Source organism: Halorubrum hochsteinianum (assembly GCF_023702125.1).
Classification (GTDB): domain Archaea; phylum Halobacteriota; class Halobacteria; order Halobacteriales; family Haloferacaceae; genus Halorubrum; species Halorubrum hochsteinianum.
In genome coordinates this window covers 2181583-2199299 of sequence record NZ_CP098415.1, presented here as the reverse complement: position 1 = coordinate 2199299, position 17717 = coordinate 2181583, and the positions used below count along the sequence as shown (strand labels likewise).

19 protein-coding genes and 2 tRNA genes are annotated in these 17717 nt (G+C 65.0%); 12 read left to right on the top strand and 9 right to left on the bottom strand.

What is annotated here, in order from left to right; translation table 11 throughout:
* Positions 1-19: 19 nt before the first annotated feature.
* From trmY to NAF06_RS11165, 3 genes are all read left to right on the top strand, one after another.
* Positions 20-643, top strand: coding sequence for a tRNA (pseudouridine(54)-N(1))-methyltransferase TrmY (trmY, locus tag NAF06_RS11175; RefSeq protein WP_008583178.1), 624 nt, complete (start codon positions 20-22; stop codon positions 641-643).
* Positions 624-1058 (top strand): CHY zinc finger protein, encoded by a 435-nt coding sequence (locus NAF06_RS11170; protein ID WP_192813804.1) that lies wholly within the window; start codon positions 624-626, stop codon positions 1056-1058. The genes trmY and NAF06_RS11170 overlap by 20 nt, the downstream gene beginning before the upstream one ends.
* A gap of 351 nt (positions 1059-1409) precedes the next feature.
* Positions 1410-1482: transfer RNA gene (locus NAF06_RS11165), tRNA-Pro, on the top strand.
* Positions 1483-1745: 263 nt separating this feature from the next.
* On the opposite strand, the gene NAF06_RS11160 is transcribed toward NAF06_RS11165, so the two are convergent.
* On the bottom strand, positions 1746-3347 hold the full coding sequence (locus NAF06_RS11160; protein ID WP_152418733.1) for a hypothetical protein: 1602 nt from the start codon (positions 3345-3347) through the stop codon (positions 1746-1748).
* 138 nt (positions 3348-3485) lie between these two features.
* On the opposite strand from NAF06_RS11160, the gene NAF06_RS11155 reads away from it, so the two are divergent.
* Positions 3486-4280 carry a DUF429 domain-containing protein gene (locus NAF06_RS11155; protein WP_008583182.1) on the top strand — a complete coding sequence of 265 codons (795 nt, stop codon included), beginning with the start codon at positions 3486-3488 and terminating at the stop codon, positions 4278-4280.
* Between the two features lie 46 nt (positions 4281-4326).
* Complete coding sequence (locus tag NAF06_RS11150; protein WP_008583185.1) at positions 4327-5028, top strand: TVP38/TMEM64 family protein; 702 nt, start codon at positions 4327-4329, stop codon at positions 5026-5028.
* 40 nt (positions 5029-5068) lie between these two features.
* On the opposite strand, the gene NAF06_RS11145 is transcribed toward NAF06_RS11150, so the two are convergent.
* Together NAF06_RS11145 and NAF06_RS11140 are read right to left on the bottom strand one after the other, a co-directional pair.
* Positions 5069-5491 carry a GtrA family protein gene (locus NAF06_RS11145; RefSeq protein WP_008583187.1) on the bottom strand — a complete coding sequence of 141 codons (423 nt, stop codon included), beginning with the start codon at positions 5489-5491 and terminating at the stop codon, positions 5069-5071.
* Positions 5491-7077, bottom strand: coding sequence for a sulfatase (locus NAF06_RS11140; protein WP_008583190.1), 1587 nt, complete (start codon positions 7075-7077; stop codon positions 5491-5493). Before NAF06_RS11140 ends, NAF06_RS11145 begins: the two co-directional genes overlap by 1 nt.
* Before the next feature lie 159 nt (positions 7078-7236).
* Between NAF06_RS11140 and NAF06_RS11135 the strand changes: the two genes are divergently transcribed.
* Together NAF06_RS11135 and NAF06_RS11130 are read left to right on the top strand one after the other, a co-directional pair.
* Positions 7237-8190 (top strand): alpha/beta fold hydrolase, encoded by a 954-nt coding sequence (locus NAF06_RS11135; RefSeq protein WP_008583192.1) that lies wholly within the window; start codon positions 7237-7239, stop codon positions 8188-8190.
* A 145-nt stretch (positions 8191-8335) separates the two neighbouring features.
* Complete coding sequence (locus tag NAF06_RS11130; protein WP_008583194.1) at positions 8336-8614, top strand: DUF7553 family protein; 279 nt, start codon at positions 8336-8338, stop codon at positions 8612-8614.
* A gap of 54 nt (positions 8615-8668) precedes the next feature.
* On the opposite strand, the gene NAF06_RS11125 is transcribed toward NAF06_RS11130, so the two are convergent.
* Positions 8669-9208, bottom strand: a complete 540-nt coding sequence (locus NAF06_RS11125) for a hypothetical protein (RefSeq protein WP_008583197.1) — start codon at positions 9206-9208, stop codon at positions 8669-8671.
* Between the two features lie 83 nt (positions 9209-9291).
* Between NAF06_RS11125 and NAF06_RS11120 the strand changes: the two genes are divergently transcribed.
* The 3 genes from NAF06_RS11120 (at position 9292) to NAF06_RS11110 (ending at position 10523) form a co-directional block, all read left to right on the top strand.
* Positions 9292-9366 (top strand) — tRNA-Val (locus NAF06_RS11120).
* A gap of 177 nt (positions 9367-9543) precedes the next feature.
* A complete protein-coding gene (locus NAF06_RS11115) occupies positions 9544-9729 on the top strand; it encodes a hypothetical protein (RefSeq protein ID WP_008583199.1) in 186 nt (61 codons plus the stop codon).
* Positions 9730-9887: 158 nt separating this feature from the next.
* Entirely contained in the window at positions 9888-10523 is a 636-nt protein-coding gene (locus NAF06_RS11110) for an SDR family oxidoreductase (protein WP_049908694.1), read from the top strand.
* A 225-nt stretch (positions 10524-10748) separates the two neighbouring features.
* Here NAF06_RS11110 and NAF06_RS11105 read toward each other — a convergent pair whose 3' ends face one another.
* Positions 10749-11891: an FAD binding domain-containing protein gene (locus NAF06_RS11105; RefSeq protein ID WP_008583203.1), complete on the bottom strand. Its 1143-nt coding sequence runs from the start codon at positions 11889-11891 to the stop codon at positions 10749-10751.
* Positions 11892-12034: 143 nt separating this feature from the next.
* Positions 12035-12658 (bottom strand): peptide-methionine (S)-S-oxide reductase MsrA, encoded by a 624-nt coding sequence (locus tag NAF06_RS11100; protein ID WP_049908697.1) that lies wholly within the window; start codon positions 12656-12658, stop codon positions 12035-12037.
* A 452-nt stretch (positions 12659-13110) separates the two neighbouring features.
* Here NAF06_RS11100 and NAF06_RS11095 point away from each other — a divergent pair, with 452 nt between their 5' ends.
* Positions 13111-13614 (top strand): GNAT family N-acetyltransferase, encoded by a 504-nt coding sequence (locus tag NAF06_RS11095; RefSeq protein WP_008583207.1) that lies wholly within the window; start codon positions 13111-13113, stop codon positions 13612-13614.
* Between the two features lie 41 nt (positions 13615-13655).
* Here NAF06_RS11095 and trpB read toward each other — a convergent pair whose 3' ends face one another.
* Both trpB and NAF06_RS11085 read right to left on the bottom strand, forming a co-directional pair.
* Complete coding sequence (gene trpB / locus NAF06_RS11090) at positions 13656-14819, bottom strand: tryptophan synthase subunit beta (protein WP_049908695.1); 1164 nt, start codon at positions 14817-14819, stop codon at positions 13656-13658.
* Between the two features lie 209 nt (positions 14820-15028).
* The gene (locus NAF06_RS11085) at positions 15029-16228 is read right to left on the bottom strand and encodes a threonine synthase (RefSeq protein WP_008583211.1); all 1200 of its coding nucleotides are present in this window, start codon (positions 16226-16228) and stop codon (positions 15029-15031) included.
* Between the two features lie 115 nt (positions 16229-16343).
* Between NAF06_RS11085 and NAF06_RS11080 the strand changes: the two genes are divergently transcribed.
* Positions 16344-17237, top strand: coding sequence for a DMT family transporter (locus NAF06_RS11080; RefSeq protein ID WP_008583212.1), 894 nt, complete (start codon positions 16344-16346; stop codon positions 17235-17237).
* Here the strand turns inward: NAF06_RS11080 and NAF06_RS11075 are convergent.
* Positions 17182-17544: a hypothetical protein gene (locus NAF06_RS11075; RefSeq protein WP_008583215.1), complete on the bottom strand. Its 363-nt coding sequence runs from the start codon at positions 17542-17544 to the stop codon at positions 17182-17184. The genes NAF06_RS11080 and NAF06_RS11075 overlap by 56 nt on opposite strands.
* Positions 17545-17717: the final 173 nt, after the last annotated feature.

Sequence of the window (17717 nt, the reverse complement as noted above, 5' to 3'; positions counted from 1 at the left end):
TCGGGGGCGACGCGGAGACATGCGCCAGTTTGTCGTCATCGGCCGCGACGTGCCCACCGACCCCGACGCGATCTCGCTGTCGGACATTCCGGGGGCCGGGCGGCTCGACCTGCTCTGTCGGTGCGTGAGCGCCGGCGTCTTCCTCTCGCACGGCATCCGCGAGTCGGTCCGGGTCCACCTCGTGATCGCCGACGCGTTCACCGTCACCTTCGACGCCGACACGCTCCGGCACCTCCACCCCGACGAGCGCAACGTCGCCGCGCGGGTCCGCGACGCGCTCGCCGCGAAAGAGGACGCCATCGGCCACATGCCCGCGGACGTCTCGCCGGGCGTCGAACTCCGTCGGATGGGCCTCGACGCGACGCTCGACCGGCTCGTCGGCGAGGCGGGCGGCTCCGGCCGAGGTCCCGACGGCACGCTCGTCCAGCTCCACGAGGACGGCGACCCGCTCGTCGACGCCGACCCGCCGACCGACCCAGTCTTCGTGCTCTCGGATCACCACGATTTCGCGCCGGCGGAGGCCGAGTCGATCGCCGACCGCGCCGAGCGCCGGCTACGGGTCGGGCCCGAACTGCTCCACGCCGACCATACGATCACCGTCGTCCACAACTGGCTCGACACCGATGGCTACGCCAGCTACTGACGGCTCGGGTGCGGACCGCGAGACGACGACCGCGCCCGCCACCGATCCGCGCTTTCCGGTGCCGCTGCGCGGGGTCGCGGTCGACCCCGAGACGCGCTGTGCCCACTGGGACGACCCCGTCGACGTGATCGCGCTCCGGTTCGGCTGCTGTGAGACGTACTACCCCTGCGACGCCTGCCACGACGCGGCCGCCGACCACGAGGCGGTCCCGTGGCCCCGCGAGCGCTTCGACGAGCCCGCGGTGCTGTGTGGAGTCTGTGGAACGACGCTGACCGCCCGTGAGTACCTTGAGAGCGACGACGACGCCTGTCCCGCGTGTGGGGCCGCGTTCAATCCGGGGTGTCGGAAACACCGCGACCGCTACTTCGAGACCGAAGACGCGGCGGAGTCCGAGAACGGCGACGAGAGCTTATAAATAGAACAAGCGGTGCGGTGGCGCGCGCCGACGAGCGCCCGAAGGGCGCGAGTCGCACGCGCGAGGGAGTCGCGAGCGGACGGGCGACCGAAGGGAGCCCGGAGCGAGCGACGAGGCTGGGGAGGCGTGGGGCTGCGGTGGTCGTGGTCGTGGAGTTGGTTCCAACGGAGTCTCTCACGTGTCGCCGAGCGGTTCGGGATTCGAAGTCGTTCGCGCCGGAACCAGTTCGCCACGACTCACGCGTCGTTTCCGGGACAGCGGCGGTGTCGGTGCCACCGGGACGGTGTCCGGCCATCGCGTATCGCCCCCTTTCGGAAGGATTAAAAGAACGAACGGCTTTCGTTCAGATGCGGGCCGGTGGGGTAGCTTGGTATCCTTCGGCCTTCGGGTGGCCGTAACCACGATTCAAATTCGTGCCGGCCCACTTCTCCCGCACTTTCACTCGGTGAGCGACTGGTAGTAGGTGGCCGCATGAGCAGTGTTGAGTAGCAGGTTGACGTCGATCCCCACGAGGGCGTGTATCTGAGCCGAAACGGTGTGATTTTCGAGCGGTGGATCAGTACGTTTTGCGACGCGCGGAACCGGCTCGGGCACGCGAACAGTCCTAAACTGACGGGACAGGCTGACGCCCGCGACAGACCAGATTCAGAACCGCGGTGTGACTAGAAATAGAGTATCGTCTGTCGTTCACAGGTCAAAATACCGAACGACACCGAGAGCCAGTCCACCAACGAACGTGACTCCCGCAAGAATCTGTAACTGTAACCGAAGCCCCCCTGAAACGATTGAAGAGAATACAATCGCAAAGAAGGTAGCAACAAGAAAGAACCAAACAAGCAGGTAGTTACGATTTCCGTCCTGCTCGTACCGAGACACATATGGTATTAAAGAAGGAGTCGCCAGTAGGAACAATAAAAACAGAGTAAACCCGGGCAGACTGGAAATCGACGACACCGATGCTGATTCGGCTTCACCGTTAGCGAAATTAGCGATTGGCCACAATGAGAGCGCCTCAAGATAGAGCCCGGAGATTATCCAGAGACTTTCGCGGGTGACTGGCTGGAAGCGTTCGGATCTTGAGACCGCCCACCAGCCTGGGAGTAGGAATATCGGCCATCCAAAGGCGAAGCCGTAGTCAATCACGGAAAGAGATTCTTTGGGGAACGTGCTGACGTAAAGGGCGATAACAGCGAAGGTGGTCATCGGCACAAGGAGAAATCCGACCGGTCGTGAGGGAAGTTCGCTGCCTGCTGACTCCCTGTCTTCCCAACTGTCGAGGTAATACGGGAGGCGCTGAAATTCACGGATCCAGGCCCAAGACGAGAAGACGCCAACGGAGAACAGTAGAGTCACGATACCCGTGACCCCGGAGATTAACGTGACAGGCCGAGTTCCGAATTCAAATAACGAGATTCCGAAAGCGGTTAGATAAGACTGTATTAGGATGGTTCCTGCGGTAACTGCTAAGAATATCTTCCCAGCAGAACTCAATATTCCCAGAAGGATGAAAGACGTTAGAAACATTCCTTGGGTACTTCGGGTGGCGTGTTCGAGTACATCTAAAAGATATTTTTCAATATCAACTTCTACGTCAAAAAAATCTGGTTTGTTTTCTTCAGTTAACAGCTTTGAGGAGACAAACCCCCCTACTACCCATCCCAGAAAGATTAGATCGGGCACTGGATACGCGTATACGAGTACCTGAGACAAGAGACCGGTCAAAAACACTGGAAAGATCAACAACAGGCCCAACGCCAATAGATACAGGGCTGAACCTATCACTCCAAGAACACCGGACCGATTCACGTCCGTTTCGATTTCCTCGGTAATGTTCTCCTGTGGGGTGAAAAACTCTAAAATCACCAAACTCCGATTGTCCGGGGCAAGAAGTGACCACTCCCTAACCCACTGAAAATACGCGAGGAGTACCACAACCCCGACTAGTACCAAAACGAGAATTCCGACGGTGAATCTCGAACTATCGAGATACGTGAACAGAATCCCCGCTGCGGTACTTAGAGAAGTAAAAATGAGTTTGAACCCAAACTCTCCGCTTGGTACTGGATCGAGAAGCGAGTAGATGAGTGGTGTGAACTTGTAACAGATAATCGCAAACAATACCCAAGTGGTCGTAGATGCGATCAGTTGCGTGCCAAGTGTACCACTTCCCACCGAAAGCACTGCCGCGAGAGTGTCACTGGGTAATCGCGTAACCAATTCGAGCAGTGCTGCTCCCCCAATGAGAGATTGAGATGTACTCAACTCATCCACGAGATCACGCCACTCCATCACCGAGTCCTCTTTTCTATCAACTAATCAAAATAATGCCTGTGATTAAGAATACCTTCCACTACTACCGTCCAGTTCAAAACGGATTTTTCTCCCCCGCCCAGCAACCACTTCCGACTGGCGACCCTGAATCGATCGATGCCAACCGAGACCGTTGCGGGCGTCGACTGGGCGGGCGGCGCGTGGATCGCGGTCGTGATCGAGGGCGACGACGACCCTCAGTGCCGGCTCGAAGCAGATCTTGAAACCCTCTGGAACGACGGCGTCGACCGGATCCTCGTCGACGTGCCGATCGGCCTCCCCGACGACGCCGAGACCCTCGCAAAGCGCGAGGCGGTCGATTCGGCCGCGCGATCGGCCGCCGAGCGCCCGAGCAGCGTGTTCCCCGTGCCGTCCCGGGGAGCCTGCGAACTGGCGCGCGAGGGCGCGGACTACGGGACGGTGAGCGAGCGGAACAAGGCGGACCTCGACAAGGGGCTCAGCCGGCAGTCGTACCACATCGCCCCGGCGGTCGGCGCGGTCGACGCGTTCCTCCGCGAGGACGAGACGGCCCGGGAGCGCGTGCTGGAGGCGCACCCGGAGGTGTGTTTCCGCGGGCTCAACGGCTCGCCCCTCGACCGCTCGAAGACCACGGCCCCGGGCGTCGGCGAACGCCTCGCCGCGCTCGACGGCCACCTCGACGCCCCCGGGGCCGCGCTCGGCCGGATCTGCCGGGAGTCGGTCGACGCCGAGCCCGGGACCGCCGAGAGCGACGCGGGCGAGGAGGCGACCGCCGAGCCCACCGTCGACGACGCGGTCGACGCGCTCGGGCTGGCGGTGGTCGCGCGCCGCGCGGTCGACGACCTCCGGTTCCTGCCTGGAGCCGCGACCCACAGAGACAGCGAGGGCATCCCGATGCGGATGGCCTACTGGAGCGCGGAGCCGCTCGCGTGACCGCTTCGGTAACCTTCAAGTCGCTCTGTCGCCGGCTACCACACGAATGAAACTCTTCTCCTCGCGGGCCGACCGCCGGCGGGGGATCGCGGCCGCGGTCGGCGTCGCGGTCCTCGCGGTCGGACTCTACGTCCTCGTGAGCCGGTACGCCGGCTTTCTCACCGACCAGCAGGCCCTCCGCGCGTGGCTCGACGGGTTCGGGATCTTCGCCCCCCTCGTCTTTATCGGCCTTCAGGCGCTCCAGGTCATCGTCGCTCCGATCCCGGGGCAGGTCGTCGCCGTGGTCGCGGGCTACCTCTTCGGCTCGTTTTGGGGTATCGTCTACAGCCTCACCGGCGTCCTCATCGGCAGCGCGATCGCCTTTTCGCTCTCGAAGCGGTTCGGCAGATCCTTCGTCGAGAGCGTCCTCCACGAGGACGTCGTCTCCCGGTTCGACGGCTTCGTCGACACCGTGGGCATCCCCGGGCTGTTCGCGTTCGTCGTCGTCCCCGGGCTCCCGGACGACGCGATCTGTTTCATCAGCGGGCTCACGAAGTGGTCGCTGCCCACCTTCATCGGCGTCATCGCCGTCGGTCGGCTCCCGGCGTACGTGTTGGCCGTCCACGCCGGCGGCGAGATCGCGAACGGCCGGTTCCGCTCGGCGATCGCGATCCTCGCGCTCATCGTGGTCGCGTCGGCGGTCGGCTACTACAAGCAGGAGGCGGTCCGCGACCTCGTCGCGCGCATCGAACCGCGGCTGCCGTTCTGAGCGAAGCCGAGCGGCTACCGCTCCCTACTCCGCCGGTGTCTCACCCCCATGTCCACCGGTAGTCGAGGACGAACCGGTAGAGTCCGCTGATGAGGATCGCCGGCACGTTCGCGACGAGCGCCGTCAACCCGCCCCACTCGACGAGCGCGTAGAGGACGCCGATCTGGAGCGGCCACGCGGTGCCGCGGACTAAGTTCGTCTTGAGCATACCGCGGAAGTACTCGGAGACGCCGGTGTTCTGGCGCGCACGGAACGTCCACGCGTTGTTGAACACGTACGAAAGGAGGATCGTGATCTCGATGGCGATCGTTGCCGCGATGAGGTAGTTCAGCCCGGCGACGTCCTCGAACAGCCACAGCAGTCCCATCTGGATCCCCGCGGTGAACGCGCCGACGGCGACGAACCGGCGCATCTGGACCGCGAGCGGACCGCTCGCGAAGCTGCGTAACGTCGCGCGGATCATCACTTGTACCCGAGCGCTTCGAGACGGGCTTCGAGGTCCTCGTCGACCTCCTCGTCGTCCTCGTCGCGCTCGGCCGCGGCCGCCTCCGCCGCCGCGCCGCGCTCGCGGAGCAGCGCCGCGTGGTCGTCGATGACCGGCTTCAGCCGGTCGATGACTGATCGTTCCCGCTCGCCGGGGTCGACCGCGAGGTTCTCCTGTTGGGTCGGGTCCGAGGGGCGGTGGTACAGCTCGACCGCGTCGCCGTCGACGTTCTCGATGTACGTCCAGTCGTCGTCGCGAGCGCTGACGAGCAGGTCGCCGTCCGACAGCGACCGGGGGATCGGCTGCTGGGTCACGTCCTCGCCGCGGACCGTCACCGAGACGACCGGGTCGTCGGTCGGATCGTCGGGGTCATCGGTCGGTTCAGCGGACTCGTCCGCCGAACCGGTCGCCGAGTCCGGCGACCCCGTCGAATCCGTCGATTCCGTCGACTCCGCGTCGTCGCGGAGCGCCGGCAGGAGCGACTCGCCGTGCCACTTCTCGGACGCCTCGACGCCCAGCAGGTCGGCGACCGTGGGCGGGACGGCGTCGAGTCCCACGTGGCCGTCGACGCGCCCGCCGTCGAGGCCGGGCACGTCCGCGACGAGCGGGACGTGGATCAGCTCGTCGTACAGCTTCGGATAGTGCGCGAGGTGGCCGTGTTCCTGGAACTCCTCGCCGTGGTCGCCCGCGAGCAACACCGCGGTGTCGTCGCGGACGCCGGCGGCGTCCAAGCTGTCGAGCAGTCGGCCGACGCTGGCGTCCACCTGTCGCACCGTCGCCTGGTACAGGGTGCGGAGTTCGCGGAGCGTGCGCTCGCCGACTTCGAGCCCGAGGCTCGTCCGGGCGTGCGCGTGGAGCATCTGGTGGGTGCCGACGATGCCGTCCGACACCTCGCGGATGTACCGCGGCGCGGGGACGTACGGGGTGTGGGTGTCCATGTAGTGGACCCACAGGAAGAACGGCTCGTCGGTGTCGTCGACGAACGCGGTCGCGGCGTCCTCCACGTCGAACATGCGCGAGGCGTCGAGGAACGGCCGGTCGTCGCTGTCGCCGCGGAGCTTCGACCCGAGCCGGCGGACCGGCGAGGTCGCGAGCTGGATCCACGCCTCGACGGTCGGGTGCGCGGCGAGATACCGGCTGTACACGCTGGAGCCGACGCTCGTGACGAACGGCTCGAACTCGTCGAACCCGTCCGGATACCCCCAGTGGTCGGTGAGGAAGCCGTTCGCGGCGTTGAACCCGCCGGTCGCGACCCCCGCCTCGGAGAGCACCTCCGCGAGGGTGTCGGACTCGTCGACGCCGATGTCGCCCGACCGGGCGAACACCGGTTCGGAGGCGAGAATCGAGGGGAACGAGAACGGCGTCCAGTTGCCCGTGGCGAACGCGCGGTCGAACACGGTGCCGCCGTCCGCGAGGTCGTCGATCACCGGCGAGCGGCGCTCGGAGTCGTACGGCGAGACGGCGTCCGCGCGCAGCGAGTCCACCGTGACGAGGACGACGTTCGAGACGGTCGCGTCCCCGTCCGGCGCGTCCGCGGCTGAAGCAGTCGTCGAGTCGGATGTCATGGGGTACGAAGCGAATTTCCCGGAATCGTTCGTTCGGCGAGTGATCCGCGGGAAATTGCGAATATACCCGGAGTGCGGCCTGCCAGCGGCTTGAGCATTTCGATCACCGAAGTGGCCGAGCGAGGTAGCTATTTGTCGGCTCCGGCCCACGACACTCGTATGCTCGAACCGCCGACTGGGCGCGCGGTCGACGAAGGTCGCCTCCCGGAGCCGATCGCCGCCGACGAAATCCCGGATGCGGTCCCGGGGCGCTCCCGCGCGATCGAGACGAACGACGTGACGCTTCACGTCGTCGAGGCCGGCCCCGAGGACGGGAAGCTGCTCGTCTTGCTCCACGGCTTCCCCGAGTTCTGGTACGGGTGGCACGAGGCGATCGCGCCGCTCGCGAACGCGGGCTACCGCGTCGTGGTGCCCGACCAGCGCGGCTACAACTGCTCGGAGAAGCCCCCGGCCGTGAGCGACTACCGCATCGACGAACTCGCGCGCGACGTCGTCGGCCTGATCGACGCCTACGACCGCGAGACGGCGGCCGTCGCCGGCCACGACTGGGGCGCGGCGGTGGCGTGGTGGCTCGCGCTCAACCACGAGTCTCGGCTCTCGGAACTGGTCGCGGTGAACGTCCCGCACCCGAGCGTCTTCGAGCGCGCGCTGCGGCGGTCGTGGGACCAGCGGCTCAAGAGCTGGTATATGCTCGCGTTCCAGCTCCCGAAGCTGCCCGAGGCGGTCGCGAGCGCCGGGAACTGGCGGCTGGCGACGAACGCGTTACGCGACACGAGCGCGCCCGGTACGTTCTCCGACGAGGACCTGCGCCGCTACCGGCGGGCGTGGAACCGCGACGGCGCGTTCGAGGCGATGGTGAACTGGTACCGCGCGATCGTCCGCGACCGCCCGGAGCCGGCCGAGACGGAGGTGACCGTCCCGACGCTCGTGATCTGGGGCGCACAAGACCAGTTCCTCGCGCACCGGCTGGCACACGAGAGCGTCGAGCGCTGCGCCGACGGCCGCCTGCTCACGATCGACGACGCGACCCACTGGGTCGTCCACGAACACCCGCACCGCGTCGCGGACGCGATCGCCGACCACGCCGACCCGCTGCCGCCGGGCGCGCGGTAGTGAGCCGGAAGGCGGTGTCCGTTTCGTGCCGGCCCCAGAACACCAGATTCTTCGATTCCAGCGACGACTCGTCGACCGTCCCGTCGAATACTGTCCCCGACGTATCGCCACAAAGGTTATATCTGCCCTCCGCCAAAGGACAGATATGAGCAAGCACTTCGAAGACGCGCGGTACTACCTCGGTCGAGCGGCGGAACACGCGAAGGCCGGCGTCGCCGAGGAGTTAGAACCGGTTGAAGCGCGCGTGAAAGAGCTCGTCGGTCGCGAAGACGAGGAGCCGGAACCGGAGCCGTCGCGGCTGGACACGCTTCAGGCGGACCTCAAACGGCTCGAAGAGCGCGCCGAAGGGGAGGCCCGCGAGGCGGTCGCGTCCGCCCGCAAGCGCGTAACCGAGTACCGCGGCCGCGACGCCGCCGAGGAATAGCCGATCGTCCCCAGGGGGCAAACTGAGCGACCGAGCGGCGACTCGAACGACGAACTACCCGATCGGTGCGTCCCCGGCCGACCCCGTCGAGTCGGCGGCGTCCCCGCCGATCCGCTCTTTTGCGGGGACGACCGCGTACTCGATCCCCGCGTTCTCGAACAGCGATCGGACGCGCTCGATCCCCCGTTGGGCGTCGACGTCGGTCGCGCGGTAGTGGCGGATCGGGTGGCGGATCCACGACGGCTCCCAGTGGGCGTACATGTCCGTCGTCGCGCGGTCGCGCCCGACATATAAGGCAAGGTGGAGTTGGTCGTCGCTGGCGAGCGCGCCCTCGGGGTAGCGGACCCAGCTGGCGACGGTCGTCTCCGGTGGCGTCGCGTACGCCCGGTACTTGACCGAGGAGACGAGGTTGCGGACGAAGCCGAGTCGGTGAAGTTGGGCCTCGACGACCGGGTACGGCTCGCGGAGCGTGAACGCGTACTGTTCGCGGGGCGTGCGCCGCTCGGCGTACAGTCCGACAACCGACAGCGGCGCGTGGAGGAGACTGGCGGCGTGCTGCCGGAGGCGTTCGAGGAAGCGGAGTTCGTGGGTCACGCCGAGGGATCCGGTCGGGGTCGAGATGAAGCTTCGCCGTAAGGTAACGCTTAAGTCCGGAGGTCGGGTACCTCGGAATGCGCGGGTTGGTGGTCTAGTCAGGTTATGACGGCTCCTTCACACGGAGCAGGCCGGCGGTTCGAATCCGCCCCAACCCATACGTTTCCTGTGTTTTTCTGAATGAGATAGCTCCAGTCACGTCCCGCAATGGGGTGGGCAATCGCTGTCGAATCATCTGCGGTCAGGGCGTCCACGTGGTCGGTGTCTGCCGGTTCTTCGCTTCTCGTGCTAAAATACGACACACTTTACAGTATTCCATGCGCTGATCGACACCCATGGCGCAATCCCCGAACCTGTTCCGAAACCCACTGTTTCGGTGGGGCCTCCCAGCGATGACGACTGCGATGATCGTCGCGATCGCATTCCTCGTTGTTGAAGATCAAACGCTTCGATTGGCGATGCTGGCCGTCGCCGCTGTTGACCTCCTGGTCACGCCACAGATACTGAAGCGAGCCGCTTGAAACGCGGAGCAAGCTCTCCTATAGCGAATCAAGGAGGCGATCTCCGGCTCCAGCCGTGGGTTTTCGCCTCGCAAATGCGATAATACGGAGTACGCTACTCACTCTCGTCGTTTCGGGTGACGCTACCTTCTTGGCGATACTAGCCGAGAAACGGGTGTATGAACGTTCTCGTTACTGGTGCGCATGGACAAGTCGGCCAACACATGACTCGCTTCCTCGCCGAAAGCGATCACAGCGTTCGGGGGATGGTGCGCGTGGAGACGCAAGCACCGGATGTCAGGGAGTTGGGTGCTGAGCCGGTTGTCGCGGATCTCACCGGCGATGTTTCACACGCCGTTGAGGGGGTTGACGCGATCATTTTCGCGGCGGGATCGGGTGGTGAAGACGTGTGGGGTGTCGACCGCGACGGTGCGGTTTCCCTCGTCGACGAGGCGGCATCCGCGGAGGTAGACCGGTTCGTGATGCTCAGTTCGATCAATGCCGACCGGCCCGAGGACAGCCCCGAGGCGTTGCGAGAGTATCTCCGCGCAAAGGGTGAGGCCGACGAGTATCTCCAACAGAGCGACCTGACGTACACCATTGTTCGGCCCGGACCGCTGACGGACGAGGGTGGTACCGGACGGATCAGAACCGGTGTCGATCTCGGTAGAGACGCGATCGAGATCCCGCGAGAGGACGTCGCCCGCACGCTGATCGCGACCCTTGAGGCTGAAAGCACGTACGGTAAGACGTTCGAACTCGCGGCCGGTCAGCAGTCGATCGAAGAGGCGTTAGAGACGCCACTCCAGACGTAGTCCGGTGGGCGGATCCCGGTGGAGTTCTCGCTTTCCGAAACTGTCGGGGATCACGACCGAACAGATCGAGCGGACCACGCACGGACTCATCGTGAACCTCGTCGCTGGTCGCCCGATGAGCTCGTCGGATAACCCGACACAGACCTGTTGCCGACACCGTTGGGACTGTTATCACCCGACGGCCGTGACCACAGTACTCGTTCAGACAGTCACCTTGAGCCCAGATCAGTTCAGGTTCAGCCGTACGTCACCCATCTGCTTCCCACGAGCAACGAGCGTGGTGCCGTACTCGGTGCGTGTTTGATCCCATTCTGCGAGCGCGTCCTCGACCGATCCGTGGCTCGAAAGCGCGTCGGCGAGCGCGGTCGAATCCCCTGCCGCCTTCGCGGTCCCGGCTGCCGTGTGCGGGCGGGCGACAAACGCGCCGTCACCGAGCAGACACACCCGACCCGCGATCATCGTCGGCACCGTCAGGTCGTAGATCGCCTGCACGAAGAGGTCGGGTGTCTCGCTGACGAGCGTCTCGAACACGGGGGGGAGCGTCCCCGCGCGCTCGCGCTGTCGGTGACGAACCGGATCGCGTAACTCCCCCGGTGGAACGGAGAATCGTTGTTCAGTACCGCTCGTGTCCGTGAATATCGCATCTCGGTCCCGACCGTTGAGCGTATCATACCACACCCAGTTGAGCCGACGCGAGCCCCGCTCAGTCTCGCCGTCCGGGCCTGGAATGAAGTACGCGAGAATGAGTTGATCGGCTCCCTGATAAAACGTGAACGTCCCGTCGAACGCCTCGGCGCACACAGTTGGGAGATCCGCTTCGTCGACGACGCCACGCCACGCGACGTAGGACGCGAACTCCGGTTTCACGTCGGAATGGAGTTGCGCACGCGTCGTCGACTGGCCGCCCTCGGCGGCGACGACCACGTCACCCGTCCGGTCCGTCCCGTCATCGGTCGTAACGGTAGCCGCCTCGGGCTCCACAGCCACAACCTCCGTGTCCGTCCGGTATTGCTCGTCGGGGAACGCGTCGCGGAGCTGTCGATAGAGTGCGTCCCACGACGTGAAAACCATCGTCTCGGACACGGCGCGTTCGATGTCCCCGTTTTCGGTGAGAAACCGACGTTCGCGAGACCGCGTCGTTATGTCCGCCGGGTCAACGATATCATGCTCGCTGAGAAATCGGCGGATGTTCTGTTGGGCGACGATACCGCCGCCGCGGCTTTCGAGGGCACCTGCCGACTGCTCGTAGACCGTCGGCCGGTGACCCGACCGCGCGAGCGCAATCCCCGTGAAGAGCCCACCCATCGATCCGCCGGAAATGAGCACATCGAGACCGGTATCGGACTGGTGGGACTTGTCCTGTGACACATGCGTCCCTTGATCCTTGACGAGTGAAAGCCTACGGGCTCACCGAGATAGGGCGGCCTCCCGCGACGGTGGCCGCTCCACTCTAGGAACGAGGTGACCGATCCGTGTCGACGGCGTTGTCCGTCGTCAACAAACCGCGGTGTCTATGCCGGCCTGCGATCAGGGCTCGGCAGTTCCTCGGCAACGGCGACATCGTGTCCGGCGGCGTATCCGTTCAGCTTGGCAGCGATCGGTGACTCGCGCAGCTCCTCGTCGCCGTATCCGACCGCGTCGAACGCATCCATGAACGAAGAGACGGACCGGAGCTTGTACTTCTGGTGGTAGTCCTCGGCGGGGTAGAACCGTGAGGGCTGTTCGACGCGTGTTCCGACTCCCTCGGCAGTGGGCCCCCGTGTCGAAAGGAATTCATCGAGGACTGCTTGTTGGTCTTCTGTCGCAGCGAACACGATGTTCTGATACTGCGTCTTTCGGGTCTGGTGCTGCGGGTCGTGCGAGTGGAACACCTGGCTCAGGAGGTCTCGATACGGTATCGCGTCGGGGTCGAATTCGAGTTGGAACACCTCCGTATGATCGCCTAGGGAGTGATACGTTGGATCAATTTTCGTCCCGCCAGCGTAGCCGACGCGGGTGCGGACGACGCCGTCTATCGCTCCGAACCGGGCATCTGGCCCCCAGAAACAACCGATCCCGAACGTTGCCGTGGCAGTCTCCGCACTATCCATCGCACGACCGTCATACTCGCGTATCTGTGTTTCTGTGAGTGTCATGGGAGTCACCAGCCGAGAGAGTCGCCGAAGGGCCGTTCCTACGTTCCACCGCATCTAGCACCAGTCAGGCTCGCAGCCGTATATGTTGCGTGTCGATATTCGTTCGAGATCGGCAGCGAAAAGAGACCGCACTGGGAGATGACGACTCAGAACAGGACAAGTTCCATCCGGATTTCCCAGCTGTAGATCGGGACTGGTTACCCAACGTACGGAGCTTTACATCCCTCTTGTTGATCGATGAGGCGGAGTTACAGCCAAGCGGACAGTTATTTTGGTATCTCTCTTTGAACCTGAACGTGGCATTACACGGCGCACAAATTCAGCTACAAAACCGACATCCGTATGTGTGAATTAACCCGATATGTAACAGAACTGTGGGACCTGAGACGTTGAGATTTCGTTTATACGAGTCACCGGACGACAGCGCAGTATGGAAACTCCACCGGTGGGCAATGCGTGAAACGGGCGTCGATCCGAGCGACATCCCAGGAACCGATGATCTCCGGTCGATCCGGACAGTATATCTCGACTCTGGAGGAGCGTTCATCGTCGGCGTTCTGGATTCAGTATCGGATGCCGACTCAAGAGAGCTGTTGGAGACGAACACATTAGAGACGAGCGAAGTAGACGCCTTAGCGACGCATGACGGCACTGTCGTCGCGATGGGTGGATTTATGCCCAACAGCGCCGGTCACGCCGACGAACGCGACCGACCAGGGGCGGCTGAACTTCACCGAATGCGTGTGGCACCACCGTTCCAGCGACAGGGACTTGGCCGGGAGCTGATCACGGAACTAGAACGCCGAGCGACGGCTGCTGGATTTGAGTCCTTGTTGGCGACGACGTCAACGCGGCAGTCAGCGGCACTCTCCTTTTATCCCGACCGAGGATACGAAGAGGTGGAGCGATCCGCCGCTGGAGAGTACGAACTGGTCCACTACGAGAAGTCGTTGTGAGCTGAAGGGGCCCGCAGGCGACTGGACTGAAGCAGTCGGAGTTAGCTACCGAGGTCGAAGTGTTCAGCAGCCGTCTGCATGTCTTTGTCCCCGCGACCACACAGGTTGACTAAGATGGTGTCGTGGCGGTCGGCCTCGGCGAGCTTCGCGGCAAGCGCGAGCGCGTGAGCCGGTTCCAGTGCCGGGATGATGCCTTCGGCTTCACTCAGCTCGCGGAATGCAGCCAACGCTTCCTCGTCGGAGACGGCGTGATACTCAGCGCGTCCCATCTCTTGGAGCGCGGCGTGTTCCGGGCCAATCGCCGGGTAGTCAAGCCCCGCCGAGACCGAGTGGTTGCGAGTGTCCTCACCGATCGTCTTCGTCTTCATGCCCTGGAAGATCTGCGGCTCATCTTGGGCCGTCCGAGAGAGCGGAGCGGAGTGGTTCGCCTCGTCTTTGCCGCCCGGTTCAGCGCCGTAAAAGGCGACATCGTCGTCTTTGAACGCGTGCCACAGCCCGATCGAATTTGAGCCGCCGCCGACACAGGCGACGCAGGCATCGGGGAGGTCACCGTGGAGCTCTCGGATTTGTTCGCGTGCCTCTTTCCCGATGACCGATTGGAACTCACGCACCATCCGGGGGAACGGATCGGGTCCGACGACACTGCCGACGAGGTAGTGTGTGGAGTCGACGTTCTCAGCGAAGTCTTCGAGTGCGGCGTCGACCGCTTCGGCAAGGCCCTCGTTACCGCGGTCGACCGGTTCGACGTCGGCACCCATCAACCGCATTCGGAACACGTTCATTTCCTGCCGCTGCATGTCGTGACGGCCCATGTAGACAGTCGTGTCCAGATCCAGCAGCGCCCCTACCATCGCCGTCGCCGTCCCGTGTTGACCGGCACCGGTTTCGGCGATGAGGCGATCTTTCCCTGCCCGCTTGGCTAACAGTCCCTGGCCGAGCGTGTTGTTGAGCTTGTGGGCACCACCGTGAAGCAAGTCCTCGTGTTTGAGGTAGATGTCGGCGTCGTACCGGTCGCTCAGCGTCTCCGCGTGGAATATCGGTGTAGGTCGGCCCGCGAAATGCTCGAGCAGGTCGCGGAACTCAGCCATGAAGTCCGGATCCGAAATCGCAGCTTCATATGCCGCGGCTAATTCGTCGAGCGGTTCTTCGAGCGGCTCCGGAACGTGTCGACCACCGAACTCACCGAATTCACCTGGCGTCGCCATACCGGATCATTGCGAGTGAGCGCCAAAAACGCGATGACCGCGGCCCGGAGGTCACAGACGGCGTGAGTAAGAACGGACTAATCCTCTAAGTATCGCAGATATTGGACGACCTGAAAGCGACTTGTCCCCGGCGGCTCGTCGCATCTCGGCGCAGACCCGCAGGCTAGTGCTCTTTCACCTCCGTTCCCACTGCGACCCCGCGTGGCCCGTCACGACGCGAGGTCGCGGATCGCGGCCGGCACGTCACTGCGGTCGATCTCACGGACCGCCGTGGAGTCGGTCTCGGGTGACTCGTACTTGTACCCGGACCCGGTCAAGATCACGGCCACGTCCTCGTCAGCGCCGATCTCGGTGGTTTCGGCGAGCTCCCGAACCGCGGCCGTGGCCACGGCACACGACGGCTCCACGGAGACGCCGGCGTCGGCGGCGAGCCGCTTCGTCTCGGCCAGCAAGCTCTCCTCGGCGACGGACACCACCGCCCCGTCGGTGTCGTCGACGGCCGCCAACGCCCGGTTCCCGCTGGGCGGGTCGGCGTTGTTGATGGAGACGGCCGCCGTCGGTTCGTCGGTCACGGGCCTGACCCGCGAGGCTCCGAGCCGGTAGGCCTGCGCGATCGGGTCACAGCGCGCCGCCTGTGCGAGATAGATCCGCGGCACCTCGTCGATGAGTCCCGCCGATCCCAGCTCCCGGAGCGCTTTCCAGACGCCGCTCGCTTGCCCGCCGCTGCTGACCGGCAAGACGATCGCGTCGGGTACCGCCGGGCGGAACGCCTCGCAGATCTCGTACGCGACGGTCTTCTGGCCGGCGACCCGAAGCGGACTGTCGGAGTTGAGGAACGCGACGCCGAGGTCGTGTTCGAGCGTGTCGTCGTAGAGTCGCCCGTAGTCGCCGCGAACCCGGAACAGGTGCGGGTCGTGTTGGGCGATCATCGCGAGGCGCGAGTCCGGGGTGTCCTCGGCGACGAGGATGACCGCCTCGCGGTCGGTCGCGGCGGCGTGAGCGGCGACGCTCAGCGCCATGTTTCCGTGCGAAACGGTCCCCACGGGGCCGTCGACGCGACTGATACCGACGGCGGTGCCCCGATCTTTGAAGCTCCCCGTCGGGTTCGCCCCCTCCAGTTTGAGGTGAATCCGCGGGCCGTCGGGGGTCTCGATAGACGGGGTTCGCAAGAGCGGCGTTCCGCCGGCGGCCGCCGCCAGCCCCGTCGGTACCGCCGCGGGAAGCACCGACGCGTACCGCCAGAGGCCGTCGTGGCCGTACGAGACGGATCCCGCGGATTCCGAACCCGTGTCGGGCCACGAGACAGTCTCGTCGTCGATGTCGAACCACAGCGGTTCGCCACAGCCACAGCGGGCGGCGGTCCCGAACGAGTAGGTCCTCCCGCAGTCGTAACAGACCAGCCGATCCATACCGGCGCTACGGCGGCACCGCACTAAGTGGTACCCGGTGCCCACCGGGTGCGGACGCCCGGAGCGCCGGAGCGGTTCGACGGGTACTTCGCCGTCGGCGGCGACCTCCGCGTGAATGCGTCGCTACGGGACGGCCGGCCGGTACCTGCTCCTGTGTGCCGTCTGGGGAACGGCGTTCATGGCGACGGACGTCGGCCTGGCCGACCTCCCGGCGGTGCCGTTCGCGGCCGTGCGCTTCGACGTGGCCGCCGCGCTGCTGTTCGTCGCCGTGGTCGCCTCCGGTGCGGACCTCCGCCCCCGGACCCGCGACGACTACGTCTACGTGCTCGTCGGCGGCGCGCTCATCATCGGGGCCCACCACGCGTTCCTCTTCGCCGGCCAGCGGTACGTCACGGGCGGCGTCGCAGCCGTGCTGTTGGGGCTCGTCCCCGTGGTGACGCCCGCGCTCACGCGGCTCGTCTCCACCGACGAGGAGTTCACCGCCGCCACCGCGCTCGGCGTCGCGCTCGGGTTCGTCGGCGTCGTGATCATCGCGGACCCCGACCCCGCGAACGTCGCGGACAGCGTCCTCGGCGTGTCGCTCGTGCTCGCGTCCGCGCTCGCGTTCGCCGTCGCCGCGGTCGTCACGCACAGCCGGTCGCCGTCGATGCCGTTCCTCGCCACGCAGGCGTGGATGATGGCCATCGGTGCCGTCGTCCTCCACGCCGCCGTGTTCGCGCTCCCCGGCCAGTCGTTCGCGGCCGCGGCGTGGACGCCGTCCGCGCTCGCCGCCGTCGCGTACCTCTCCGCGGTCGCCGGCGTCGGCGGCTTCCTGCTGTACTTCACGCTGCTGGACGACCTCGGCCCCATCGAGATGAGCTTCATCGAGTACGTGATCCCCGTTTTCGCCGCGCTCGCGGGCTGGCTCGCGCTCGGGCAGGCGGTGACGCCCGCGACCGTCGGCGGGTTCGCGTTCATCCTCGCGGGGTTCGTCGCCGCGAAGTGGCGGGCGCTGCGCGGGCTGTTCTGACGCGTGGGGACGTGGAATCACCGGGGCGTGCTGTCAGGGAGTACTCGTTCCAGTAGGCGTCGATCGACCGGCCCGCGAGTCGGGCGCGGACGAACAGGTACGCGTAGTGGACCGGGAGGTAGCCGACACAGAGCGGCCAGCCCTGCGGATTCGGGATTAGCGCCCACGCGCGGCCGAGGCCCCCGGGTGCGATCGAGAGCGTGTCGAGGCCGGTCGCCGAGTCGACCGCCGGGCCGATCGCGAAGACGTACACGGAGATATACCGGACGGCGACGACGAGGAGTTCGGGCGATCGGTCGGAGCCCATCGTTCCGCGGGTGGTTCTCGGAAGTGGGTCGATCGGCTCGCTTGAAAGCCTGTCTGTCGGACGCATTCCCGTTTGAACGCCGGGTCGATTGTATCGAGGCACTCGGGGCGGGGCACATCGCAGCGGGTACCGGTGCCGTGATATCTCGCGTCGCGTTCGTCAAAAGAGATTTA